This is a genomic window from Streptomyces sp. TS71-3 (genome assembly GCF_018327685.1).
In the GTDB taxonomy this organism is placed as follows: domain Bacteria; phylum Actinomycetota; class Actinomycetes; order Streptomycetales; family Streptomycetaceae; genus Streptomyces.
In genome coordinates, this window is record NZ_BNEL01000003.1 from 322,839 (window position 1) to 347,656 (window position 24,818).

Annotated in this window: 14 protein-coding genes; 5 read left to right on the forward strand and 9 right to left on the reverse strand. The window is 72.0% G+C overall.

The window, feature by feature from the left end:
• Position 1: 1 nt before the first annotated feature.
• Both Sm713_RS25945 and Sm713_RS25950 read left to right on the forward strand, forming a co-directional pair.
• Positions 2-4,798, forward strand: coding sequence for a putative T7SS-secreted protein (locus Sm713_RS25945; RefSeq protein WP_249416693.1), 4,797 nt, complete (start codon positions 2-4; stop codon positions 4,796-4,798).
• The gene (locus tag Sm713_RS25950) at positions 4,795-5,292 is read left to right on the forward strand and encodes a hypothetical protein (protein ID WP_212912495.1); all 498 of its coding nucleotides are present in this window, start codon (positions 4,795-4,797) and stop codon (positions 5,290-5,292) included. Before Sm713_RS25945 ends, Sm713_RS25950 begins: the two co-directional genes overlap by 4 nt.
• Positions 5,293-5,516: 224 nt before the next feature.
• Here the strand turns inward: Sm713_RS25950 and Sm713_RS25955 are convergent, their stop codons facing one another.
• Entirely contained in the window at positions 5,517-6,425 is a 909-nt protein-coding gene (locus Sm713_RS25955; RefSeq protein WP_212912496.1) for a serine/threonine-protein kinase, read from the reverse strand.
• Positions 6,426-6,494: 69 nt separating this feature from the next.
• On the opposite strand from Sm713_RS25955, the gene Sm713_RS25960 reads away from it, so the two are divergent.
• The 3 genes from Sm713_RS25960 (at position 6,495) to Sm713_RS25970 (ending at position 8,766) form a co-directional block, all read left to right on the forward strand.
• On the forward strand, positions 6,495-7,058 hold the full coding sequence (locus Sm713_RS25960) for an RNA polymerase sigma factor (protein WP_212912497.1): 564 nt from the start codon (positions 6,495-6,497) through the stop codon (positions 7,056-7,058).
• A gap of 72 nt (positions 7,059-7,130) precedes the next feature.
• Entirely contained in the window at positions 7,131-7,868 is a 738-nt protein-coding gene (locus tag Sm713_RS25965; protein WP_212912498.1) for a hypothetical protein, read from the forward strand.
• 196 nt (positions 7,869-8,064) lie between these two features.
• Positions 8,065-8,766: a hypothetical protein gene (locus tag Sm713_RS25970; protein WP_212912499.1), complete on the forward strand. Its 702-nt coding sequence runs from the start codon at positions 8,065-8,067 to the stop codon at positions 8,764-8,766.
• Between the two features lie 156 nt (positions 8,767-8,922).
• Here Sm713_RS25970 and Sm713_RS25975 read toward each other — a convergent pair whose 3' ends face one another.
• The 8 genes from Sm713_RS25975 to Sm713_RS26010 all read right to left on the reverse strand — a co-directional run bounded on the left by Sm713_RS25975 (position 8,923) and on the right by Sm713_RS26010 (position 24,650).
• Positions 8,923-10,032 (reverse strand): alanine racemase, encoded by a 1,110-nt coding sequence (locus Sm713_RS25975; RefSeq protein WP_212912500.1) that lies wholly within the window; start codon positions 10,030-10,032, stop codon positions 8,923-8,925.
• A gap of 108 nt (positions 10,033-10,140) precedes the next feature.
• On the reverse strand, positions 10,141-11,535 hold the full coding sequence (locus Sm713_RS25980) for a dihydroorotase family protein (protein WP_212912501.1): 1,395 nt from the start codon (positions 11,533-11,535) through the stop codon (positions 10,141-10,143).
• Between the two features lie 168 nt (positions 11,536-11,703).
• Positions 11,704-13,227 (reverse strand): AbgT family transporter, encoded by a 1,524-nt coding sequence (locus tag Sm713_RS25985; protein ID WP_283249824.1) that lies wholly within the window; start codon positions 13,225-13,227, stop codon positions 11,704-11,706.
• On the reverse strand, positions 13,221-13,631 hold the full coding sequence (locus tag Sm713_RS25990) for a RidA family protein (RefSeq protein WP_212912503.1): 411 nt from the start codon (positions 13,629-13,631) through the stop codon (positions 13,221-13,223). The genes Sm713_RS25985 and Sm713_RS25990 overlap by 7 nt, the downstream gene beginning before the upstream one ends.
• Positions 13,632-13,956: 325 nt before the next feature.
• Positions 13,957-14,754, reverse strand: a complete 798-nt coding sequence (locus Sm713_RS25995; protein ID WP_212912504.1) for a transcriptional regulator — start codon at positions 14,752-14,754, stop codon at positions 13,957-13,959.
• A 273-nt stretch (positions 14,755-15,027) separates the two neighbouring features.
• Positions 15,028-19,443, reverse strand: a complete 4,416-nt coding sequence (locus tag Sm713_RS26000) for a serine protease (RefSeq protein ID WP_212912505.1) — start codon at positions 19,441-19,443, stop codon at positions 15,028-15,030.
• The gene (locus Sm713_RS26005; protein ID WP_212912506.1) at positions 19,440-19,817 is read right to left on the reverse strand and encodes a CU044_2847 family protein; all 378 of its coding nucleotides are present in this window, start codon (positions 19,815-19,817) and stop codon (positions 19,440-19,442) included. Before Sm713_RS26005 ends, Sm713_RS26000 begins: the two co-directional genes overlap by 4 nt.
• Before the next feature lie 204 nt (positions 19,818-20,021).
• Positions 20,022-24,650: a serine protease gene (locus Sm713_RS26010; RefSeq protein ID WP_212912507.1), complete on the reverse strand. Its 4,629-nt coding sequence runs from the start codon at positions 24,648-24,650 to the stop codon at positions 20,022-20,024.
• Positions 24,651-24,818 lie beyond the last annotated feature (168 nt).

Here is a 24,818-nt window from a genome sequence, read left to right on the forward strand (position 1 = left end):
GGTGGGTATCGGTGATTTCATTCCCGATCCGATCGAGCATGCCGTCGAGAAGGGCACGGAGTGGGTCGGGGATCGTGTCGAGGACGCCGGTGACTGGACGGCCGATCGGCTGGACGATCTGGGCTGGGACTCCGGTGCGGACTGGGTGCGTGAGCAGTCGCGTTCGGTGGCCAACCGGATGGGTGCCCAGGTCGACGAGATGGACCTCGGCCAGAGTGACGACAAGACGAAGCTGGTCTACGGCAGCCCCGGCAAGCTCCGCGCCACGGCGGGTCACCTGCACACGTTCCAGAAGTCCTTCGACGACGTCGGCGACGGCCTGAAGGGTCTCAACTCCGATCATCTCAAGGGTGAGGCGGCGGAGGCGTTCCGCAAGAGCGTGCACATCCAGCCCCCCAAGTGGTTCACGGGGGCCGACGCGTTCGATGCGGCGGCCAAGGCGTTGGAGTCGTTCGCGGACACGGTCTCCTGGGCGCAGGGGCAGGCGCAGACGGCGATCGACAAGTGGAAGGCCGGCACGAAGGCCTCCGAGGACGCGGCGGACGCGCACAAGAAGAAGGTCGACGCCTACAACAAGGCCGCCGACCACTACAACGCCCAGCCCGCGGACAAGCGCGACCCGTCCTCACTCCCGCCGAAGCCGGGCAGTTCCTTCCCCGATCCGGGCAAGAAGCTGATGCAGGACGCGCAGGACATCCTGTCCGAGGCCCGCAAGCAGCGGAATGCGGCCGCGGACACCGCGAGCGCCAAGATCCGCGCGGCGCGTGACAAGGCCCCGCCGAAACCGTCCTACACCGACCAGCTCACGTCGGGCCTGGACGAAGTGCCGATGATGATCGACCACTTCGAGGGCGGCCTGCTCAAGGGCACCGCGGGCCTGAACAACTTCGCGCGGGGCATCAACCCGCTGGACCCCTACAACATCACCCACCCCGCCGAGTACGTCACCAACCTCGACAGCCTCGCCGCGGGCCTGGTCACCGTCGCCAACGACCCCTGGGGCGCCGGCAAGCAGATGGTCACCGACTTCATGAAAGACCCGTCGGAAGGCCTCGGCCGGCTGGTACCGGACCTCGCACTGACCATCGCCACGGACGGCGCGGGCGCCGGGGTCAAGGCCGCACGCACCGCAGACGAACTCGCGGATGCGGCAGCGGCAGCACGCCGTGCCCGCCCCCACGACGTCCGACCACCGGGCGACGACATCGGGACCGCCGGCCGCAAGGCCGAGGACACCCCGTGCGAGAACGAGCCGGTGGATGTGGTCACCGGCGCGATGCTCATGCAGCACACCGACCTCACCCTGCCCGCCGCCGGCCTCCCCCTGATCTTCCAGCGCACCCACCTGACCTCCTATCGCGCCGGAATCACCTTCGGACCCACCTGGATCTGCCCGCTGGACGAGTGCGTGCAGATCGACGGCGAAGGGGTGGTGTTCGCCGCCGCCGACGGCATGCGCCTGGTCTACCCGGTACCGCAACCCGGCGTGCCGGTGCTGCCGGCCAAGGGCGCCCGCTGGCCGCTGGAGTGGGACGGCCACCCGGACGGCGTCATGACCGTCACCGACCCCGCCACCGGTGTCGTACGCACCTTCACCGGCCCCATGACCCCCTCCGACACACCCGGCACCTACCGCCTCCTCGTCGAGAGCTGGCACGACCGCAACGACACCCGCATCACCCTCGACCGCGACCACCAGGGCCTCCCCACCGCGCTGCGCCACTCCGGCGGCTACCACCTCGCCATCGACACCAGGGGCCACCGCGTCACCGCCCTGCGCCTCCTCGACCACGCCCCCTCCGCGTACGAGCAACACGATCCCCACGCCACCGCGGGTACCGTCGTCGTCCGCTACGGCTATGACGAAGCGGGCCGCCTCAGCGAGGTCATCAACTCCAGCGGCGAACCTCTGACGTTCGAGTACGACGACGAGGACCGGATCACAGCCTGGACCGACCGCAACGACACCTCGTTCCAGTACTTCTACGACGACCGGGGCCGGGTGGTGCGCACGGAGGGTACCGGCGGATTCCTCTCCGGCACCTTCGCCTACGACGAGGAGCACCGCACCACCGCCTACACCGACTCCCTCGGCCACACCTCCCGGCACCGCTACAACGCCGAGGGCCAGGTCATCGAGGACACGGACGCCCTCGGCAACACCACCCGTACCACCTGGGAGGCCCGTGGCGACAAGCCCCTCGAGCTGGCCGACGCGCTCGGCAACACCACCACCTGTGCCTACGATGCCGACGGCCACCTCACCACCCTGACGCTTCCGGACGGGTCCACCGCCCACGCCCGGCACAACGCCTTCGGACAGCCCGTCGAGGTGACGGAGCCCGGCGGCGCCCGCTGGAGGCGCCGCTACGACGACCGGGGCAATCTCCTCGCCACCATCGATCCACTGGGCGCCGAGACCCACTACACCTACGACCGGGCCGGCCACCTGACTGCCGTCACGGACGCCCTCGGCCACGTCCACAGCTTCGTCACGGACAAGGCGGGCCTGCCCGTCGCGCTCACCGACGAGCTGGGGCGCACCACCACCGTGCGCCGTGACATCTTCGGCAGGATCACCGAGGTGGCCGACCCGCTCGGACGCACCACCCGTACGACCTGGACCGTCGAGGGGAAGCCGAAGCGGCGTGCGTACCCGGACGGCACGCAGGAGGCGTGGACGTGGGATGCCGAAGGCAACCTCCTCACGCACACCGACCGCGTCGGCGCTGTCACCCGGCATTCGGTGACCCACTTCGACGTTCCCGCCACCCGCAGCGATCCCGACGGCCGTACGTACACGTTCACCCACGACACCGAACTGCGCCTCACCGGGGTGACCAACCCGCAGGGACTGACCTGGAGTTACACCTATGACGCGGCCGGGCGGCTCACCTCAGAGACCGACTTCAACGGGCGCACCCTCGACTACGCCCACGACGCGGCCGGACATCTGATCCTGCGCGTCAACGGTGCCGGCGAGACGATCCGGTACCTCCGAGACGCCCTGTCCCGTGTGACCGAGCAGCGGGCCGAGACGGACTCCGGCACCTGGAACAGCACGTTCACCTACGACGCGGCGGGCCACCTCATCCGGACGGCGAACGGCGACGCCGAGATCGGGTACGAACGGGACCCGCTGGGACGTGTCCTGAAGGAGACGGTCAACAGGCGCACCACCGCCTACGTCTACGACGCCCTCGGCCGGCAGATCCGGCGCACGACACCTACCGGACTGCTCTCCCGGTGGACCTACGACCCCGCCGGCCAACCCGTCGAGCTCGAAGCGGACGCCGGATTCCTCAGGTTCGGATACGACGCCGCCGGCCGCGAGGTCGAGCGGAACATCGGGACCGAGGTGCTGCTCGCACACGCCTGGAACGAGGCGGACCGCGTCACGTCGCAGACGCTCACCAGACACCCGGAGCCAGCCCGTGTCGGGGCACGGGCGGCCGAGGCGCAACGGCTCCTGCAGCACCGTGCCTACGCCTACCGGGCAGACGGCCGTCCCACCGAAATCCGCGACCTCACCTCCGGGACCCTCCGCTTCTCGTTGGACGACGCCGGACGAGTGACCGAGGTGCGGGCCCACGGGTGGCGCGAGACCTACCGTTACGACACGGCGGGAAACGTGGCTCATGCCACCGCGCCCGACCACGCGAGCCCCGGTGAGCGTGACTTCGACGGGACGCTGATCCGCCGTGCGGGCAGGACACGGTACGAGCACGACTCGCAAGGGCGCCTGGTCCGCAAGACCCTCAAGCTGCTCGACGGTCGGCGAAAGGAATGGGCCTACGTCTGGAACCCGGAGGATCGGCTCGTCGAGGCGGTGACACCTGAAGGGGTCCGCTGGCGTTACGCCTACGATCCGCTGGGCCGCCGGATCGGCAAGTGGGTCGCCGCCGACGGGAGTCCCGTCCGGGCGCGAACGGAGTTCAGTTGGGACGACACGCGCCTCATCGAGCAGACCGGGCCCGACGGACAAGCCCTGACCTGGGACTACGCGCCCGGCACCCATCGTCCGGTGGCCCAGACCGACCACCGCCCCCTCCTCAAGGTGCCCGGCAAATCGGCGCTCGCCTCACTGGCCGAGGACACGGAAGGTGACCACCACACACGCTTCCAGGCGGTCGTCACCGACGCTGTAGGAGCCCCCGCGGAACTGGTCACCGCCGACGGGAAGGTGGTGTGGCACCACCGCACCACGCTCTGGGGAACGGACGTCTCCGTGCCGGCGGCCGATTCCACGGCTCACTGCCCACTTCGGTTCCCGGGCCAGTACGCCGACCGCGAGACAGGCCTGCACTACAACTACTTCCGCAATTACGATCCCGAGACCGCGCGCTACCTCAGCCCCGACCCCCTGGGCCTGGATCCCGCCCCCAACCACCACGGATACGTCGACAACCCGCTCAAGTACATCGACCCGCTCGGCCTGAAATGCAAGAACGGTCAACCAACGGATGATTCCGGAGGGCCCAAGGAAAAGGTCCTCCCCAAGTACGACAGCTTCGAACAAGCCCGGAACAAGGCGCTGGACCTGCTGGGTAGGATCGACCCCGCGACCCGGGAACCCTACGTCGGCCGGCTCGAATCGGCCGAGTCGACCTACGGAAAGGTAGTGGGTTTCACCACCAGGGTGGACGGCGAGTTCAAGAGGTTCCGGCTGGACTACGACCCGGAGAAGGGACCTCACATCAACGTGGAGGTCGGAAAGGGCGACTCCGCACGCAAGTGGGCCGTGCCTTGGAACGGCACGGAAGACGACTTCAAGAGGATCCTCGGCGGTAACACATGACTCTCGAAGAGACGTACGGCACCAGGCCGGACCTCCTGCCTCGGTCCATGGTCCGCCTGGCCCGTACGGAACAGCGGGAGGGACGGAAGCTGACCTGGGTCGGCCGTCCCGACGTACTGTTGCTGGACTTGGACCAGCACCTCCGGTACGAACACGAGAGCCTCGGCCGCTTTCCGCGCCATTCGGACGGCACGATCGCGTGGGCAGAGGTGTCCGCGGACCTGGTCCTCGTCTCCACGGACGAGGACACCGCCGACCTGGACGCTCTGATCAGGCAACACTGCGCCGGCGCGAAGGGCTTGGTGGTCTTCTGGGGAAGCCTTGCGCTGCCGAGCGCGCAGCTGCCGCTTGGTGCAGCCCTGAGCCACCTGTCGCAGATCACCGACTCGCACCCAGAGTTCTGGATCTACGATCCGGAGGACTCCGTGCTGATGGAGAACACCTTCGCCGGCAGAGTGACCGTGGCGCGGGTCCCCACCGATACGGAAAGCTGACGGCCCGCCTCCGAGAGCGGTCGACCGACCCTCGTCAGCCGGCGGGCCAGGGGAACGGCCCCGAGGCACCTCGGCCTCCCGGGTCGCTCGGCAGGCCCGGCGCATCTGGGCGCGTCACCTGGGCGTGTGGCCCGGCAAGCCCCCGCAGGTGTTTCCGTGCCACAGGCGGTCGACAGCGGCCACCCACCGAGCTGCATGGATCGCCCACCCGGGGGAAACCGACCTCAGCGCCCCCACCAGCTCAGCACCGCCGTCGCCAGGAACACCGCCACCGCCGCAAGCCAGACCACCAGGCCGGACGGCCCCGACGACCTGGCCGGCGCCCACTCCCCCGCCCCCCGTGACCGCAGCGCGTCCGCGAACGCCTGCGCGGTTCCCGGTCGGTCGTCGGGATCCGCGGACAGCGCCGCATGGAGAAGCGTGTGGATGCCGCTCGGAACCTCCAGCTCCCCGGGGAGTGCCGGCGACGAAGACACCGATGGCTGCTCCGCCGTGAGAGTGGCGCGGCCGCCCGGACCGAACGGCTTGCGGCCGGTGAGCAGTTCGTACGCCACGACACCGAGGGCGTACACGTCGGCTCGGCCGTCGAACCCGCCGCTCCGGAAGGCCTGCTCGGGTGCCATGTACGCGGGAGTCCCCGTGGTCACGGTCAGCCCCGACGCGTCAGCGAGCTGCTTCGCGCTGCCGAGGTCCGCGACGAGTACGGCGGTGGGCGTGCGGCCCGCGTCGAGCAGGAGGTTCGACGGCTTGATGTCGCGGTGGACGACGCCTGCGGCATGAAGCACCTGGACGGCGTATCCGGCCTCGGCTGCCAGACGGAGTGCCTCCGCGGGCCGGCAGTGCCCGACCTTCTCGGCCAGGGTGCCGCCTCGTACGTAGTCCATGACGAAGTAGGGCCGGTCGTCCTGGACACCGACGTCGTGGACGCGTACGACACGCGGGCTGGAGATCCTGCGGAGCAGCCTGGCCTCCGCCAGGAACCGCTCTCGTACGTCGGCGTTCGACGCCCAGTTGTCGGCAAGCACCTTGACCGCGACGTCCGTGTCGAGCTCGGGATCGTATGCTTTCCAGACGGTGGCGAACGAGCCGGCTCCCAGCCTGTCCTCAAGGACGTAACGACCCAGCTTCTGCATGTGGCGACATTCTGCCCGAGGGCTTGGGGCCGGGAACTCCGGTGCGGCCAGTGGGATGCGGGTCGGACGATGACTGGAGTCCGCGGGGTGATCGAAGAGGCCGAGCTGGCACGGCTCGTGGCGTCTGCCCGGGCAGGTGACCGAGCGTCCCTGGACCGCCTCCTTGTCAGGCTCCGCCCCATGGTCATGCGCCGCTGCTCCAGGTTCCTGCCGCACCACGCCGACGCCGAAGAGGCCGCGCAGGATGCGCTGTTGTCCATCAGCACGCATCTGCACGAGTACAGCGGGCGGGGCTCGTTCCTCGGGTGGGTGACGGTGATCGCGTCGAACGCCGCCAGGTCCACGTACCGCTCGATGCGCCGGCGCGCGGAGGACAGTCATGCGGTCGTTCCGGACGCCGCCGACCCTCGGACGACGAGCGTCATCGCGGGGACCCGCCTGGACCTGATGGAGTCGCTGGCCGCGCTGGAGGAGCGCCATCCGGCCCTGGTGGAGTCCTTCGTGCTCCGCGATCTCGGCGACCTGACCTATGCTCAGGTCGCCGAGATCACCGGTACCCCTCTGGGCACGGTCAAGGACCGCATCCATCAGGCTCGGCGCTTCATGCGGGACCGCCTCGGCGGCGACTTCTGAAGCGTCCGGACAGCGTCCCGACTTCCGACTCCCGACCGGCATCAGATGGGGTAGGAGCAGGGAGGTGTCGCCGTGCGGGTTCGGACGATCGTCGTCATCCTGGCGGCAGCCGTCGGACTCGGCCTGCTGACCGGCCGGTTCGTCCTGCCCGCCCGCTCCACCACGACGGTGGCTCCGGGCGCCGCGCCGGCCCCGCCGGGTGACGGTTCTGCGGCACCGAAGCCCGCCGGCGGGCCCATGACGGACCGGCACCTGCTGGCAGCGGCCGAGTTCGGGAAGGTGGGGTTCTCTAAGCACATCCACGTGCGGGACCGTGTCGGAGACGGCAGGTACGCCAACGCGGCCTGCGCCGGGGAGAAGACCCTCGGGGAGACCCTGGGAGGGCCGGGGGCACACTTCCGCGGGTTGCTGACGACCACGGACACGGACGACGGCGACCCCACGCTGGCGGTGAACATCGAGGACCAGGTCGCGCGCGAGGTAGCCGCCGACGCCGGGAGCCCGGCGCTGGCTCAGAACTACGCCCAGCGCCTCCTGCTGGAGGAGGTGCCGTGCCAGGAGGAGCCCGCCGCGCACTGGGTCTACGGACCCACGCACACGATCGATGTCGCTCCGCGCATCACCGCGAGCTGGATGAGTTCCTACGACGGCGACCTGAACACCACGGGGACCGCACCGCGGGGCAAGGAGCCCTGCGGAGGCATCGCCGTGCTCCGCAATGGCTCCCACTACGGGGTCCTGGAGGTCGACGCCTGCCTGGACACGGCCGCGATGACGCGCATCGTCCGTGCGGCCGTGACACGGCTCTGAGACCATCTCGACCCCGCCGGCACCACCCCGACCCCGCCGGCACCACCCCGACTCTGCCGGCACCACCCCGACTCTGCCGGCAAATGCGAGATGGCTCACACCCGCCGGGGCCGACCGCTACCCAACATTTCCCGTAGCCCATGCATCTCCCTGTGTACGAGGACGCACACCGCGTCCCAGCACCCAGGGGGATGGGATGTTCGACAACCAAGCAGCCGGCAGGAAGTTCCCGCGCCGCGGTCGTACCGCGGGGGTGGCAGCCTCCGTCGGTGCCGCCCTGATCGCGGTCGGCTTCGGCATGCAACCCGCTGCCGCCGGCGCGGGCACGATCGCCGCGCACCGGTCGGCAACGGCGGCTACCGCCACTCCTGCCGGGGCGCCCGGCCTCGGCTCCGACAACCTGATCCAGAGCGACGACTTCTTCCAGCAGGGCCTGCAACCGGTCAGCGCGACGGTGGGCACGACCGGGAACCAGGCCCTCTCGGCCTGCTCGGGCGAGGAGACGATGCGAGCGCTGACCAAAGGGAAGGCCGGTGCCTACGCCGAGGTCATCTGGACCTTCGACACCGACGACACCCTGCTGACCGAATCCGTCGCGGACGGTTCCACCCTCGCGTCGGCGACCTCTTACGAGCAGCGGCTCAACGCGCTGGTGAGCAGCTGCCAGGACGAGCCGGACGGCCACTGGTACTACGGCGACGGGCACGCGATCACCGTCCAGGGCGGCGAGGGCACGTGGTACCCGTCCTTCAACGGCGACGGTGACACCGCCGGCGGTGTCGCGGTGATCCGCAGCGGCCACAGGTTCGGCATCGTCGAACTCGCCGGTCAGCCCAGCGACGACCCCGGCTACATGGAAGGCATCGCCGCCGGTGCCGTCAACCGGCTGGCTGACTGATCCCGCTGCGCCACGGCCCACTTCGCGGTGCCCGGCCATTGCTCTTCCCGGCGGGAGAACAGGTGGCGGGGTCCACCGGTGGGCCGGTACAGGAGCGCCCGGGGCGGCCCGGTCACCCGCCGGACGCGGGTGACCGGGCCGCCCCGTCGCTCCACCTCAGAAGGGCCGCGTGACCGTCGCGGTCGTCCGCACCGGGCCGTCACCGACGAGGTAGACCCGGTCGAACTGGGCGAGCGTGGTGTCGACGTGGCGCGGCACCAGGAGGACGGGGTCGCCGTGCGCGGGGACCGGGCCGGACTCCACGGTCACCTTGAGGTGCTCCTGGGAGGGTGCGCCGACCTGCGCCGGGACGCCGATCACCCGGGCGTGCGGCCGGCCGCCGTCGACCTGGATGGTCGTGAGCCCGGCATCGAGGGTCACCCCGTCCGGTCCCTGCGTGCTGACCACCCGGGACAGGACGAAGGCGGCGCTCCGGTAGCCCTTGTCGCCGAACCGGTCCAGGCTGCGCAGGTCGTTGTAGACCACCGTGCCGGGGCCGAAGGTGACCCGCTCGTTCCAGGGGGCGGGCAGGGGCGTGGCCGCGGCGGGGACGAAGGTGTGGCTGCCGCCGGTCACGATCTCGCCCACCGGGTGCCCCGCGGTTTCGAGCTGTTCGGCGAGCCGCACGAGGTCGTGCAGGTCCCCGGCGACCACGTCACGCTGTTGGGCCTCCGGGAGGTCGGCCAGGTGGCCGTCATAGGAGTGCAGGCCGAGGAGTGCGAAGCCGGCCCCGAGCAGCTCCTCCGCGACGGCCTTGGCCCTGTCGGCGTCCTTCACCCCGAACCCGGTGCGGCCGCCGCCGTTGTCCACGTCCAGGAACGCCGCCACCGGGCCCGGCCGCCAGCCGCGCACCGCCTCGACGTGGTCGGCCAGCGTGGACACCCGTGCCCGGGGGTGGGCGGCGGCCAGTCCGGCCAGCCGCCACTGGGTCGGTCCGATCGCCGGGTAGGCCAGCAGCACGTCCCGTGCGCCCGCCTCCAGCAGCAGTTCCACCTCCGCCAGTGTGGACGCCTTGAAGCGCTCGACGCCCGCGTCCAGCAGGGCGTCGACGGTCCAGCGCAGTCGCGCGGTCTTCACGTGCGCCCGCCAGGCGCCTGGCGAGCGGATGTACCGCAGCGTGGTGGCGATGTTCTCCCGCACCCGCTCGGTGTCGATCAGCACGGCCGGGGTGAGAGCCGAGGCGAACGGCTCGCCCCGGACCAGCTCGTGCAGTTCCGGTTCCTCCATCGGACGGTTCTTCTCCTTACCTTCCCGTTGCCTTCCCGGCCTTCCCGTTGCCTTCCCGACTTTCCCGTTGCCTTCCCCGGCCTTCCCGTTGCCTTCCCGACCTTCCCGTTACCTTCCCGCTCCCGTGTACAGGCCGCTTTCCGCCGGGTCGATCCTCAGGGCGTCCGCGAGCGGATCCGCCGTGGCACGCGCGGTGGTGAGCAGCCGCGGCCTGCGCGGGATCACCGTGCCGCGGTGGAAGACCACCTCCCCGGCGGCCACGGTGGAGACCACGGACTTCGAGGCGCGGTCGACGACCGCGACATCGGCGTCCGCGCCCACCGCGATCGTCCCCTTGTTCCGCAGTCCGAGGGTGCGCGCCGGAGTCCAGGACGACTTCTGGACGAACTCCTTGAGGCTCAGGGCACCCAGTTCCACCAGGGACAGGCCGGAGTGCACGGTGACGTTGCGCGGGATTCCGCCGCCGTCGGTGGCGATGGCCGCGACGTCGAAGGCTCCCTTGCCGTTCTTCGAGGCGACCAGCGGGACCCTCGACGCGGCCGGGTTGAGCGGCAGGCACAGGCCGATGTGCGTTCCGGCCTCCTCCCACGCCCTGACGCCGGCCGGGCCCGACAGCGGGACGGTGTGGTCGCCGTCGCGGTGCGGGATCGCCGCCCAGCCCTCCAGGATCGCGGCCCGCATGCCGTCCTGGGTGCCCGGGTAGCCGCCCTGAACCAGCCACTCGGCGACCCTGGGCACCGTGGGCAGCCCGTCGGCGCAGTCCGCGATGTTGCCGTTGATCTCGGCGAGGTAGGACTCCGCGAACAGGTGCGGTGAGCCGCGCAGGAGCTGGACGGCCTCCCGCGCCTCGTCCTCGGGTGCCGCGAGGTCGCCCCGGCAGTAGCTGTTCACGTGCGCGATCTGCGCCGGCCGCCCGTCGAGGTACTCGACGGTCTGGCGCAGCCCCTCGATGTTGCTGCCCGCGCTGCTGGTGCCGCAGTGCACCGCCAGCCACACCCCCAGCTCGTGCGCGGTCTCGGCGATGGCCGCGGCGCTCTCCACCGACCAGCCGGAGTCGACGTGGATCTTCACCCCGAGCGCCCCGTCCGCCAGGATTTTCTCGAACGCGCCCCTGATATCGCCGCGGCTGGGCGAGGCGGACAGGTGGAGCCCCGGAACGAGGCGCACCACACATGCGATGTTCAGTCCGGTGCCGTAGCGCTCGGCCAGCTCGAACACGTCGGCGGCGGACGGGGTTCCGAGATCCAGTGCGGTGGTCACCCCGGCGCGCGCCAGCATGGCGTGGCCGGCGTCGCCGCCGAAGCCGCTGTCGAGGTGGACGTGGAGATCGACGAGGCCGGGGAGCACGTAGCAGCCGTCCGCGTCGATGACCGATCTCGTCGGCCCGGTGACGGAATCCTCGATCGCCGTGATCCGGCCGGCCTCCACCGCCACGTCGGCGAACCGGTCGGTGTCGCCGGCGAAGTCGACGAGACGACCGTTCTTGATCACCAGATCATGCATGCTGGACTTTCCCTTCCTCGAAGCGGTCCGAGCCTTCCTCGACGCGGACCGAACGGTCGCTGACGCGGACCGGCCGGAGCGACCGGACCGGCCGTGGTCGCCGACCGGCCGTGGTCCCCGAGCGGCCGTGGTCCCCGAGCGGCCGTGGTCCCCGAGCGGTCGGACCGCTCAGCCGAGCTTCAGCCCGACGCCGGGGCCGACCGGTATCCCCGCGAAGTAGAAGACCGCCAGCACCGCGAACCAGGTCACCGCGGCCGCGGGGACGAAGAAGCTGGTGCGCCTGATCAGCCAGCCGATGGTGATACTGGAATCGATCTTGCGTGCTTCGTTGTAGGTGAAGTAGATGAACACGTTGGCCGGCGAGACGACGGACCCCCACTGCACCGCCATCCGGAAGGCGATCTGAAGCCCGGCGGGAGCCAGGCCGTTCAGCATCAGGGCGGGCACCATCACCGGCGCCTCCAGTCCCCACAGGGCCGTGCCGCTGATGAACACGCTCATCACCGCGGTGAGGATCGCCACCGCGAGCAGCGCCAGGTAGCCGGTGATCCCGATGTGGTCGAGTCCCGAGGCGATCCCGACGGCGAAGAAGGACGACAGGTTGGACCAGGTGAGCACCGAGATCACCTGCGCCAGCACGAAGACGATGACGATGAAGCCGGACATCTCCCTGATGGAGTTCGTCAGCAGCGGCAGGAGCTTGCGCTGCTCCTTGGGGATGCCCGCGACGCGCCCGTAGATCATGCCGAAGATGACGAAGGCCAGCGCCAGGATCGGCACGAGGTTCTTGAGGAACGGGGACTGCACCAGCGCCCCGCCGTCGCCGCGCAGCGCGCTGCCCGGCCACAGCCACCAGGCGATGACGACCGCGATGTAGGCGGCGACCGCGGCAAGGCCGAGCGCCACCGCCCGGTACTGCGCGCGCGTGACGACGACGCCCCTGTCCGGGGTGCCGGAGCCGGCGGCGGCGATCGGCGCGATGCGGGGTTCCAGGATGTGGACGGTCACCCAGCCGAGCACGAGCGGCAGCACGATCCCGATCGTGGACGTGATGAACCAGTTCATCGTGACGCCGGTGTCGGAGACGTAGCCGGGCACGTGGGCGAGCTTCGCCGCGCTCTCGGTCACCGCGGTGTAGCCCACGTCGGACGTACCGAAGACCAGACCGCCGCCGTAGCCGACGGCGACGCAGGCCAGTCCGGCCACGAGGCCGGCCAGCGGGTTGCGTCCCTTGGCCTTGAAGATCTGCATCGCCAGCGGCGGCAGCAGGACGAACGAGCCGTCGGAGAGCACGTGTCCCTGACAGCAGAGGAAGGCCACGCCGTACGGCACGATCCGCGCCGGCACCCGGGCGAACGCGATCCGCACCGCCGTCTCCAGGGCGCCGGTTCCCTGGGCGACGCCGAGGCCGAGGACCATGGTGAGCGTCACCCCGAGGGCGGGGAAGTCCACGAAGTTGGTGATGGCGCCGGTCAGCAGGTTCAACAGGCCCTGGCCGGAGAAGAAGCCGAGGATCGGCGTGCTCTTTCCCCCAGCGGCGGTGAAGGAGACGCCGGCCGCCGAAAGGATCGACGAGGTGATCGCTATGGCGAGGAACAGTGCACCGAGGATCACCAGGGGACCCGGGACCCTCCGGGTCGGCTTCTGACCGGTCGTTCCGGGCGAGCCGGTGGGCGTGGCGACGCTTACCATGTCACTCTTTCGCTAGAACCACGGGGAACGCCGGCCGAGGCGATGGCCTCCACCTCGACTCGCGCGCCGTAAGGGAGTGCGCCCGCCGCGTAGCAGGTCCGGGCGGGCCGGGGCTCGGTGAAGAACTCCGCGTAGATCGCGTCGAATTCACCGCGCTCGGCGAGGTCCGCAAGGAGCACCGTGGTCTTCACGACGTCGGCCGGGCCGCGGCCGTGTTCGGCCAGGCACGCCTTGAGGTTCGCCAGTGCCTGGCGGGCCTCGGCGCCGATTCCACCGGGCACGATGTCGTCGTCGAGGACGCCGAGCTGCCCGGACACGAAGATCAGACCTGCTGCGGTACGGCTCGCCGAATAGGGGTGGTCCGCGTCGGAGAAGCGCTTGGGTGCGACCGGCCGGGAGTGCATAATCAATCCTAAATATCCAGTTTTGGCGGTATAAATCGAGCGCGACGGGTCGCGTGCCCGGCAACGCGCATCACGCGCTCACACGGGTTCCGTTGACCAGGGGGGTGTTGCGCAACGGGTGCGCGGCGCGCCGTGCGCCATCCGCCGGCGGACGCCTGCGAATTCCGCCGGGCGACGTCTGCGGTGACCCGCCGGCGGACACCGTGGAGTCGACGGCGATGCCCGGGATTTCCGGGCGACCCTCCGCCGACCCAGGATCGGCTAGACACACTGTCTAGCCGCTCAGACAAAATGTCAAGGAAAAGTATGGGGCGGATCGATCCCGCTACGCGCCGGTGTCGGTGCCGCGTGCCGCGTTGAGATCCGCGTAGACGGTCGCCCGCGAGACGTTGAGATACACGGCCACCTGCTGGGCCGCCCGCGGCAGCTTGAAGACGCCCTTGGAGTCCAGCGCGCCGATGATGGCGATCCTGCCCTTGCGGGTGTCCCTCGGGAGCACCCGGCCGAGCAGCGCCTCCTCCTGTGCGATCACGGTCTCGATGACGTCGCCGATGTCGTCGGAGAAGACCGTCATCGACGTGGCCTCGGGCTCGGGCGTGCTGCCGATCAGCGCGGCGAGGGAGGTGGCGGCCACCTGCAGCCCCGTGATGTCGAGGTTGACGCACAGAGCCCCGACGACGCGTCCCGAGCCGGTGCGCAGCAGCATGGTCGAGGACTTCACCGTGCGGCCGTCGGCGATGCGGGTGGTGTAGTTGAGCTGGTCCTGGGCCTGGTCGCCCTGGGCCAGCAGCCCGAGGCCGATCTCGCTCATCGCGCCGCCGACGTGCCGGGAGGTCACCGAGCCGGACAGCGCGCGGATGCTGTTCTCGGGGTGGCGGAAGTCGTGCAGGACGACCTCGCAGGACGGCCCGAACGTCGCCGCCAGCCCGCTCACCAGTGGCTCGACGGCCAGCAGCAGCGCTTCCACCTCGTCGGACCCGTACTCGTCGGACCCGTACTCGTCGGATCCGCGCTCACCGGGCCCGTGCTCCTCGGGCCCGTGCTCACCGGGCCCGTGCTCACCGGGCCCGTGCTCATCGGGCCGGCGCTCATCGGCCGGGTCGACGCGCACCTCTGCAGCCATTCTGACGCCCTCTTCCACGCATGACACCGAACTCAGCACGCCGGGTCCGGTCGGCTTCGGCCGGTACCGCCCCGTTCTGTCCCCTGCCCCCACGGAGTCTCCCACGGTGACACACTCCGCCGGATGGCACCCAAGAGACCGTGAGGCCGCGAGGCCGTGCAGAGCGCCACGGGGCCCGTCACGTCGAGCGACGGCAGGCACACCTCGTGTCAGCGCCGCCTGTTGCGTACGCACTCCTTGTCCCTGCCATGACACCGACCGGCCGGGCCCTCGTCACGACCCCGCGCACACCGGCTGCGCGGGCACGTGGACCGGAAGGCCCCGCCGTTCCTCGGCGGTGAACTCGCGGAAGCCGATGGCCCGGCACAGCGCCCGCTGCCAGAGTGCGGGATCGAGGGGGAGCGGCCCACCGGCGCCGCCCGCCCCTGCGTAGATCACGCTCTTGCCGTTTCCCGACGCGCTCAGGAACGTGTAGCCGGGACCGTTGGGGGTGCCGGAGGAGGTACCGAACTCGTAGGAGTCCTCGTACGCGCCCTGGCCGACGCGGTAGATGCGGACTGCGTTCTGCGCGGCGAGCAGGAACCGGCCCTGGTCGTCGACGAAGTGTGCGACGTAGCTGTCGCTGTCGTCCTCGACGCTGGTCAGCGCCGGGAGTTCCCTGCGCAGGGGGTCTCGCCGCCACAGTTCGAGGGTGCCTCCGGAGCGGAGTACCACGAGGTGGTGTCCGCCGGGGTCGAACTGGACCCCGTGGGTGTCGGAGCCGAGTCGCATGCCTGCCGTGGTGTGTCCGCTGGTGAGGTCCAGGACGTGGACCACCGGATCCCCCCAGGCGACGACGGCCACCGAGTCGGGCGCGGGATAGCGGCCGACGAACAGTTCCAGCGTGCCGTTCTTCTCCGTCCGGGGGTGGAAGACGTTCGCGTCGAACTGCGCGAGCCGCCGTCCCGTGTGCGGGTCCCACTGCTGGATGAGCGTGCCGGAGACGGTCACCAGGCGCCCGGTCCGGTCGAAGAAGCAGGCGAAGTTGCCGTTCCCGGCGCTCCGGGGCCGCGGCTCGGCCGTGGTGACGCGGGTGATCCGCCGCAGGGTGGAGACATCGTGAACGGAGACGGTGTTCTCGCCGTCCCGCACGGCCAGGAGCCGGCCGCCCGCGTCGAGTTGGAGCGAGTCGCCCTGCCCCAGGTCCCAGCACGGCTCGGGGCGCCGCGCCTGGGCGAGGAGTTCCGCTCCGCCTTGCGCCGACCGCAGTTGGAGGGCGCAGCCGCCCTTCAAACCCCCCTTCACACCGCCCTTCACGGCGACGATCACGTTCCTGCCGTCGTCAGTGAGGACCTCCTTGGCGGCGTCGACGGTGCCGGGGGCGGCAGGCACCCGCGCGTAGCCGACCCGGGTCTCGTCGAACGTCACCAGCAGCGGCACTCCGTGGTCGGAGACCAGCCGCGCGGGCGCGCCCGCCGTGGAGAACCGCGAGACCACCGTGCCCTGGTCGAGGTCGAGCAGCCGCAGCGACGCCGCGTCGGCGGCGCCGGCGTCGGGTCCGAGGACGATCCGGTGCCCAGCCTCGTCGGTCGCCTCCATGCCGCATTTCAGGTCGTGGCCGGTGTACACCCTGCCCTGCCGCTTGCCGTCCCGCACGCGGGTGACATCGAGGGTGACGTGGCCGAGTCCGGACTCCCGGCACGCCGCGACCGCGCTTCCGTCGCCCGAGACCAACTCCTGGTCGGCGCCCGGCGTCACCGGCCTGGTCCTGCCCGTCGTCCGGTCGACGGCGACGATCCGGCTCCGGCCGCCGGACGCGTCGACCGTCGCCAGCAGCGTCCGGTCGTCCGTTCCGAACCACACGTCGCCCCAGGCGTGCGGTGGCAGGGGCACGGTGCCGCCGGCACCGGTGTCCAGGCTCCGCCAGGCGAAGCCGCTCGACGTGGCGTACGCGAGCAGCCGGCCGTCGGGGGAGAGCGCGGCGAGGGAGGCGTGCGTCTCGGGCAGCAGCGTGGCGTTCACGTCGGAGTAGTGGGGGCGGGGCAGGCCGCGGGCCGGCGGCAGATGGTGGACGGGCCGGGTGATGCGGTCGGCGTCGGGCGTGACGGGGTACCAGTCCACGGAGCCGTCGGAGTTGACCGTCACGGCCCGGGTGCCGTCGGCCGCGACCAGCGGATACATCCTGTGGACCTCCGACGGCAGGCGCCACATGCGCATCCGCCCGGTCGCGGCGTGCACGAAGAGGGTCGCGCGGCCCGAGGAGGAGCCGACCAGCAGCACCTCGCCGTCCCTGCTCGTCCGGAAGTCCGCGGCGGGTCCCTGGAAACCGGAGTCGATCCGGCCGGACGGGATCTGCCGCAGGTACTGCTGGAGGAGCCGGTCCCGTGCCTCCTGCGTGGGTGAGGTGCGGTACGCGGCGATGGCCAGCATGGCCGACAGGCCGGGGTCGGAGCCGGCCTCGTCCGCCGAAGCCGTGGCCAGGTGACGGGACTCGGCGTGCGCGGCGTTCTCCTCGCCGCGCTGGTGCTGGCCGTACAGGAGGGTGCCCAGCACCAGCGTGAGGACGACGGCCAGCGCGAGGCCGGAGACGAGTGATCGACGCCGCCGGGCCTGAGCCCTGCGATGGGCGCGCCCGCGTGCGAGGTAGTCGAGCTCGGTGACCGTCAGATCGGGGCCACGGGTGCGCTGCCACGGCCGGGCGGCGGTCAGCATGGCGGGCGTCGGCAGCAGGTCCGTGGCGCGCCCGCCGCTCTCCCAGCGCTCCATGTCGTGCCGCAGCGTCTCCCGCCAGGCCAGGAACGACCGGTCCCGCGCGACCCACTCCGCCGACCTGGCCCAGCCCGTGATCAGCGCGTCATGGGAGAGTTCGACGGTCTCGGTGCCCTCGGCGCCGCGTGAGACGACCAGCAGCCGGGTGGCGGCCAGCCGCTGGGCGACCCGCCATTCGGCCTCGCCCAGCTCCGTGCGCGCCGCGACGCGGCGCGTCACGGGCGCCGATCCGAGCGGCACCCGGATCAACTGGGTGAACAGGCGGCGGGCGGCCGGCTCGTCATCCTCGGAGACGCTCTCGGCCCACGCGCGGTCCGCGTACTGCCCGAGCGCCCCGGGCACCCGGCCGAGCCGGTCGTAGGCGTCGTGGGTCAGGACGCCGTCCTGCCGGCGCCGCCACAACAGGTCGAGGGTGAGTCCCAGTAGCGGGAGCGCGCCTGGTGCGTGCCCGGTGTCGGCGAGGATCCGGTCGGGGAGGTTCTCCTCGTAGCCCGCACCGGGGATGGCGTCCACCGGCGCGGTGATGACCTCGCGTAGTCGTCCGGCGCTCATCGGACGAAGGACGTACACCTGTTGCCCGATGTGCGCTCCGATGCGCGGGTGGGCGAGCGCCGCCTCCAGGAAGTCGGCCCGCAGCGTGGTCAGGACCCGGACGGAGGGGGGCAGCGCGTCGGTGAACAGCACGTCGGCCAGCTTTTCGGCGGCTTCCGGCTCCGCGGCGAGCAGTTCCTCCAGCTGGTCGACCACGACCAGCAGCCGGACCTCGTCGCTCGCAGCGCCGGGCTCCGGGCCCTCGTCGCTCCCAGCGGCGGGCTCCGGGCCCTCGTCGCTCCCAGCGCCCGCCAGCCTCCCGACGACCTGCGCGAACCCGCCCGGCCGGGTCAGCTCCGCCACCAGGGGGCGGATCCGCAGCAGCCGGGTGGTCTCGGGAAGATCCGGCTCCAGCAGCGGCAGCAGCGCGGCCGCGAGGGCGGACAGCGGGCTGGAGCCCGCGTCGGGCCGCATCACGACCGGTACGGTCCCCGCGGCCCGCAGGGACGGTGCGACTCCCGCCATGGCCAGGGACGACTTGCCCGAACCCGAGGGGCCGACGACCGTCACCCAGCGGTGGGCCGCCACCATCCGGGCCACCTCGCGGCCCTCCTCGCGCCGGCCGTGGAAGACGGGCGCGTCGTTCTCCCTGAACGCCGCCAGCCCGCGGAAGGGCGGGGCCGGCAGCAGGAGGCCGCGCAGCTCGGGCCAGGCATCCGCCAGCCGGCCGGTGGGCACCAGGTAGCTCGCCGAGGGCTTCCCGGCCTCCGCCACCGCCACCATGCCGACGACGCCCGCGAGATGCTCGTCCCACACCGGGGAGCCGCTGAAGCCTCCCGAGACCGGATAGCCCGCGCCGGCCAGATCGGCCTGCACCCATCCTGCCGCCTGCGATCCGCGCAGGACCCCGGCGTGCCAGACGCCGCCGGGGCGGCCCTCGGGAAGGCCGAAGACGCGGACGGGGTGCCCCCAGATGTCCTCGCCTCCGGCCGCGACCAGCCGCACGGGCCGCGCACCGGGCAGCGGTGCGGGCAGCCGCAGTACGGCCACGTCTCCGGCGCCGGAGGGGCCCGGCGCCGTCCACTGCTCGACCCGGGCGGTCACCCTCGTGCCGTCCGCACCGGAGGCCGGCAGCAGCGGCAGGTCGACCTGGACGCCGGCACCGGGCGGGGGCGGTTCGTCCCCGGAGCCGCCGAGCGCGGCGGACACGACGTGCGCGCACGTCAGGGCCACGTCGGCGGAGACCAGGAAGCCCATGCCGACGGCCTCGCCCCGGCCGTCGCGGATCCGCAGCACGGCGGCGCCCAGGGCGCCGGGTCCCGCCAGCGCGTCGGGTCCCGCCAGTGCGCGGGGCTCCGCCGGTGCGCCGGGTCCCGCCGGTGGGTCCGTGCCGGCGGGCGGCGGGGTCATGGCGCGGGTGAGGACGCGGCGGTGCCGGCGCCCCCGGCGGACTCGCGGTTCCAGGTCAGGCAGACCTTGAAGTTGGCCTGAGCGGACGTGCTGGAGACCACCACGTCGGCCTGGGCCGACAGCGAGAGACCGAACTCCACGGTGATCTCGTCCGGCGCGTGCGCCATCGTGCTGAAGCCCTCGACGAAGTGCTGCGCGACGGGACGTACACCCGCGAGCAGGTCGCCGAGGGAGCGCGTGGCGCGTGCCACCACCTGCCCCGGCCGGGCGACCTTGACCAGGCCGTCCTGCGGAGCCTCCTCGATCGCGACCTTGATGACCCCGTCCGGTGCGCCCTCGTCCCCGGCGACCGGCACCTCCACCACGTACGCCATGCCGTCGATCCCCCTTCGACGTCCGTCCTGAGTCCGATGGCCCGTCACGCGTCCGGCGACCACGCTGGTGACCCGGACTCCCGGTGCGGGCCCTCGACTCCCGGTGCGGGACTCCGACTCCCGGTGCGCGCCGCCTCGTTCACGACAGGCAGGAGCGTGCGAGAAGAACGTACCGCAATCGCCCGCACGGCAACCCGGCGCCGGCTACCGCCCGTCGGGACACGCGGGCTTCGGCGGCAGATGCGTCGGCAGGCCGGCTCGTTCCCGGGCCGTGAAGTCCCGGGAGCCGATGACCGCGCACAGCCGGCGCGCCCAGAGAGCCGGGTCGAGCGGAAGCACACCGCCCTCGCCGCCGGGGCCGCCGTCCTCGTAGACCAGGGCCGTGCCGTCGCGTGCGGCGCCAGGGACGTCATACGGCGTGTCGATCAGGGCGTCCGCCGGGCTGTCGAGGTCGTAGGAGGAGCCGTAGGCGTGCGATCCGACCTGGTACACGCGCGCCTTGCCGGCGGCCGCCACGAGGTAGTGGCCCTGGTCGTCGACGAAGCGGGCGACATGGGCGTCGTTCCCCAGCGGTGGCAGCGGACCGACCTCCCTGGACTGCGGTCGGCGCCGCCACAGCTCGATCAGGCCGCCGCTGCGCTCCACCGCCAGGAAACGCCCACCCGGGTCGAACTCGACGGCCGCGGTGTCCCTGCCGGTGGTCACGTGGGCGGTCTCGCGGCCCTCGGCCAGGTCGACCACGTGCACCCGCGGATCGCCCGGCACGGCGACGGCGACCGTGTCGTCCGCGGGGTAGGCGGCGACGGACACCTCGGGCCTGCCGTCGCCGGCGGTCCCGGGGTGGTAGACGGACGTGTCGAACCGGGCGAGTTGCCGCCCCGTGTGCGGGTCCCACTCCTGGACGACGGTGCCGGAGACCGTCACCAGGTGCCCGGACCGGTCGAAGAAGCAGGTGAGCGTGGACTGCTCCCCCTTGCTCGGCGGCGGAGCGGCCGTGGTGATCCGAGCGGTGCGGCGCAGCGTCGTGGCCCGGCGCACGGAGATGGTGCCCGTGCCGTCCCGGTCAGCGACGAGTGTCCCGTCGTCGCTGACGACGACGTGGTCGCTCGTCAGGGAGGGATCACGGAACGGTGCGGGGCGGGCGGCGTCGGCGAGCACCTTGTCCGGGTCGTCCACCGAGCGCACCTGGATCCGGGCGCCGCCCTTGGCGATGCCCACCACGGTCCTGCCGCCGGGGGTGATGCCGGCGGTGTGGACGTCGAGCGGGACGGGACCTGGCAGCGCGGTGTAGGAGAGCCTGTTGCCGATCATCCCGATGAGCGTCGGAGCGCCCCGGACCGAGGCGTACGCGAGCCCTATCTCGCTACCGCCGGCACCCAGCCCGTCGGCCCGGGAGACCACCGTGCCGTGGACCAGGTCGACGAGGCGGACGTCGTTGCCGTCCTGAAGGACGGCCCGCCGCCCGGTGTCGTCCACGGCCTCCAGGTTGCAGATGTCCGCGCGCTCGGAGAAGCCGCGGAGCGGCGGGCCGCCGGCCACGGGCCGGCCGCCGTGGGTCGCCTGGCCCTCGTAGATCGCACGGCCGCCGTAGATCGCGCGGCCGTCATGCAGGCGGCAGGTCACGACTGCCGCGCCGTCGCCGGAGACGATCAGCTCGTTGGTGGCCGCCGATGGCTCGTTGGTGGCCGTTGATGGCTTGTTCGTGGCCACCGCAGGCTCGTTCGTGGCCTTTGATGGCTCGTTGGTGCCCGCCGATGGCCCGTTCGTGGCCGCCGATGGCCCGTTGGTGGCCGCCGCAGGCTCGTTCGTGGCCGCCGCCGGCCCGCTGATGCCCGCCGCTGGCCCGCTCGTGTCCGCCGCCGAATCGCTCGCGTCCGCCACCGGCACCGGGTGCTCCGCACCCGTGATCCGGTCGACCGCGACGAGGCCCACGGACCGGTCGCCGGTTCCGCCGGTGTACCGCCTCGCCAGCACCGTGCGGTTGTCCGCACCGAAGAAGAGACTGTCGCTGGAGTCGATGCCGTCGGGCGCCCGGACCCTGCCGCCGAGGGTCCCCCGGTCCAGGTCCCACCACACGATGTGCGTGTCGGACGCCGCCGCGACCACGCGCCCGTCGGGCGAGAACACGGCCCGGTGGTCGTCGTAGAGCCCCTCCTCCACCTCCGGCGCGGCGGGCAGGCGGTGGGCGCGTCCGGCCACGGGGGCGCCGTCGTCGGACCTGTTCACGCGGTACCAGAAGAGGGAGCCGTCCTGGCCGACGTACCCCGCCCGGCTGCCGTCCCGGGAGACCAGGGGATAGAGCGCCGGCACGGGTTGCCGTAGCTGCTCGCTGCGGATCCTCCCGGTGGCGGCGTGCACGTAGAGAATCGCCTTGCCGCCCGTGGAGCGGGCCAGCACCACGTCGCCGTCGCCGCTCGCCTGGTAACCGCCGAGCGAGTCGGGCAGCCCGGACAGCTGCCGCGTGGTGCCCGCGTAGCGGACGTAGCTGCGCAACAGCGCGTCGGTGGCCTCCCCGGTGGACGAGGTCCGGTACGCGGCCAGGGCCAGCATGGTCGACTCGACCGGGTCCGCCTTCGCCCGGTCCGACGAGAGCTGCGCCAGCGCGAGGGAGTCGGCCCGCTCCTGCTGGGCGCGGCTCTCCCGGCGCTGGAAGGCGAGCAGGGTGCCCAGGACGACCGCAAGAGTGACCACCAGCGCGAGCCCCGAGAGGAAGAAGCGGCGCATGCGGGCGCGCAGTCGCCGGCGGGCCCGGCCCCGTTCCAGGTAGTCGTGTTCGGCGGCCGTCAGGTCGGCGGCGTGTTCCCGCAGCCACGGCTCCGCGCTCGCCAGGGTGGCCGGGGTCGGCAGCAGATCCGTCGTGCGTCCGCCGAGCTCCCAGCGCTCCCTGTCGTGCCGCAGCGCTTCGCGCCAGCCGAGGAACGAGCGGTTCTCCGCCACCCAGTCGGCCAGCCTCCCCCACCCGGTGATCAGCGCGTCGTGGGCGAGCTCGACGGTCTCGGTCCCCTCCGCCGTGCGGCCGGTGACCAGCAGCCGGGTGGCGGCCAGGCGCTGCGCCACGCGCCACGCGCCGTCGCCCAGATCCGAGCGCAGCGCGGTACGCCGGGTCACGGCGCTGGACCCCATCGGGAGCCGGATGAGCCCGGCGAGCAGGCGCCGGCCCGCGTCCTCGTCCTCCTCGTCCTCCTCGAAGACGCACTCGGACCACGCCTGGACGGCGTACTGCCCCAACGCCCCGGCGACTCCGCCAAGGTGCTCGTAGGCACGATGCGTCAGCAGGCCGTCCCGCTGGTGCTGCCACAGCAGGTCGAGGGTGAACCCGAGCAGCGGCAGGGCACCCGGCGTGTGCCCGGCGTCGGAGAGGATCCGCTCGGCCAGGCCGGCTTGGTAGGACACGGACGGCACGCCGGCGACGGCCGCCGTCACCACCTCGCGCAGTTGCCGGGCTCCCATGGGGCGCAGGACGTAGGGGTTGCGGGGCAGTACCGCCCCGATCCTGGGGTGGTCGAGCGCGGCCTGGAGGAAGTCGGCCCGCAGCGTGGTGAGTACGTGCACGTCGGCCGGGAGCGAGCCGGCGTCGAACAGGACGCGGGCGAACCGGTCGAGTGCGGCCGGCTCCGCCGTGAGCAGTTCCTCGAACTGGTCGACGACGATGAGGAGGCGGTCTGCGCCGGTGATCCGCAGGACGCCGGGGACGACGTCGGCCAGGGAGTGCGTTGCGAGGAGTGTGGTCAGGGCCTGGATGTGGGGGCGGGGTTCGCTCTCGGCGCGGGGGCCTTGCTCCCTGTCGATACGTGCGCGCCGCTCGCTCTCGATGCGAAGGCCCTGCTCGCTCCCGATACGAGAGCCCTCTTCGCCCTCGGCGGTGCCGGGTTCGAGCAGTGGCAGGAGCGCGGCGGCGAGCGCGGACAGCGGGTCGGGCCCGGTGCCCGGTCGCAGGACTGCCACCGCGTACCCGTCGGATCGCAGTCCAGGTATGACCCCGGCCATCGCGAGTGAGGACTTGCCGGAGCCGGACGGTCCGACCAGGCAGGTCCAGGACCGGGTGGCCACCAGGCGGGCGAGTTCCCCGGTCTCCTCCGCCCTCCCGTGGAACACGGCCGCGTCGGTCTCCCGGAAGGCCGCCAGGCCACGGAACGGCGAGGGCGGAAGGGCGAGCTCGCGCAGCGGCGCCCAGGCGCTGGCCAGCGCACCGGTGGGTATCAGATAACTGGCGGGCGGCTCACCGGATTCGGCGACCACGACGATGCCGACGACCCCGCAGAGCTCGTCGTCCCAGACAGGGCTGCCACTGAAGCCCCGGGAAACGCGGTAGCCGTTCGCGGCGAGGTCCAGTTGTACCCACCCGTCCGCCTGGCCGGCACGCAGCAGGCCAGCGTGCCACACCCCGGCCGGGCGCCCGTCCGGAAACCCGAACGCGCGCGCGGAATGGCTCCACAGATCCCGGCCCGTGACCAGCCGGACCGGTCGCCCCTCTGGCGGCGGGACCGAAAGCCGCAGGACGGCCATGTCCTCAGCACCGCGGCCCGCGTCGGGGCCCCACACCTCGACACGGGCGCTGGTCGTGCCCTGCGCCATGCCGTCACCCCGGCCGGGCACCAGCGGAAGGTCCACCTGGACTCGGGAAGCCTCGTCGGGCACCCGGCCGTCCGGGATGCCGAGTGCGGCCGAGACCACGTGGGCGCAGGTCAGTGCCTGATCCTCGGTGACGAGGAGCCCGACGCCCACCGGCTCGCCCTGAGCGTCGAAGATGCGCAGCACGGCCCGATCCAGGTCCGCGGGCCCGGGTCCCCCCGCCCCCGCTGCCTGGGCGGCGTCCTGCCCGGCCACCGTCATGCCCTGAGCGTTCCGTGCATACCGACCGCCGCCGCCTCTTCAGCGTGCCCGCACTCCGTCGGATCCACCACGCCTCCCCAACGTCCGTGTCCCCCTGGCGTCTACGTACGTTCTACCCTCTCGCGCGCCTGACGGGGTGCGAGTTGTCGGGCACGGGGGGCTCCGGGG

What these genes read in the sequence shown, in the direction of transcription:
- Sm713_RS26005 (WP_212912506.1), bottom strand. Translation starts at nt 19,817, where the DNA reads ATGGCGTACGTGGTGGAGGTGCCGGTCGCCGGGGACGAGGGCGCACCG.
- Sm713_RS25995 (WP_212912504.1), bottom strand. Translation starts at nt 14,754, where the DNA reads ATGGCTGCAGAGGTGCGCGTCGACCCGGCCGATGAGCGCCGGCCCGAT.
- Sm713_RS25970 (WP_212912499.1), top strand. Translation starts at nt 8,065, where the DNA reads ATGTTCGACAACCAAGCAGCCGGCAGGAAGTTCCCGCGCCGCGGTCGT.
- Sm713_RS25985 (WP_283249824.1), bottom strand. Translation starts at nt 13,227, where the DNA reads ATGGTAAGCGTCGCCACGCCCACCGGCTCGCCCGGAACGACCGGTCAG.
- Sm713_RS26000 (WP_212912505.1), bottom strand. Translation starts at nt 19,443, where the DNA reads ATGACCCCGCCGCCCGCCGGCACGGACCCACCGGCGGGACCCGGCGCA.
- Sm713_RS25990 (WP_212912503.1), bottom strand. Translation starts at nt 13,631, where the DNA reads ATGCACTCCCGGCCGGTCGCACCCAAGCGCTTCTCCGACGCGGACCAC.
- Sm713_RS25950 (WP_212912495.1), top strand. Translation starts at nt 4,795, where the DNA reads ATGACTCTCGAAGAGACGTACGGCACCAGGCCGGACCTCCTGCCTCGG.
- Sm713_RS25960 (WP_212912497.1), top strand. Translation starts at nt 6,495, where the DNA reads ATGACTGGAGTCCGCGGGGTGATCGAAGAGGCCGAGCTGGCACGGCTC.
- Sm713_RS25955 (WP_212912496.1), bottom strand. Translation starts at nt 6,425, where the DNA reads ATGCAGAAGCTGGGTCGTTACGTCCTTGAGGACAGGCTGGGAGCCGGC.
- Sm713_RS25975 (WP_212912500.1), bottom strand. Translation starts at nt 10,032, where the DNA reads ATGGAGGAACCGGAACTGCACGAGCTGGTCCGGGGCGAGCCGTTCGCC.
- Sm713_RS26010 (WP_212912507.1), bottom strand. Translation starts at nt 24,650, where the DNA reads ATGACGGTGGCCGGGCAGGACGCCGCCCAGGCAGCGGGGGCGGGGGGA.
- Sm713_RS25980 (WP_212912501.1), bottom strand. Translation starts at nt 11,535, where the DNA reads ATGCATGATCTGGTGATCAAGAACGGTCGTCTCGTCGACTTCGCCGGC.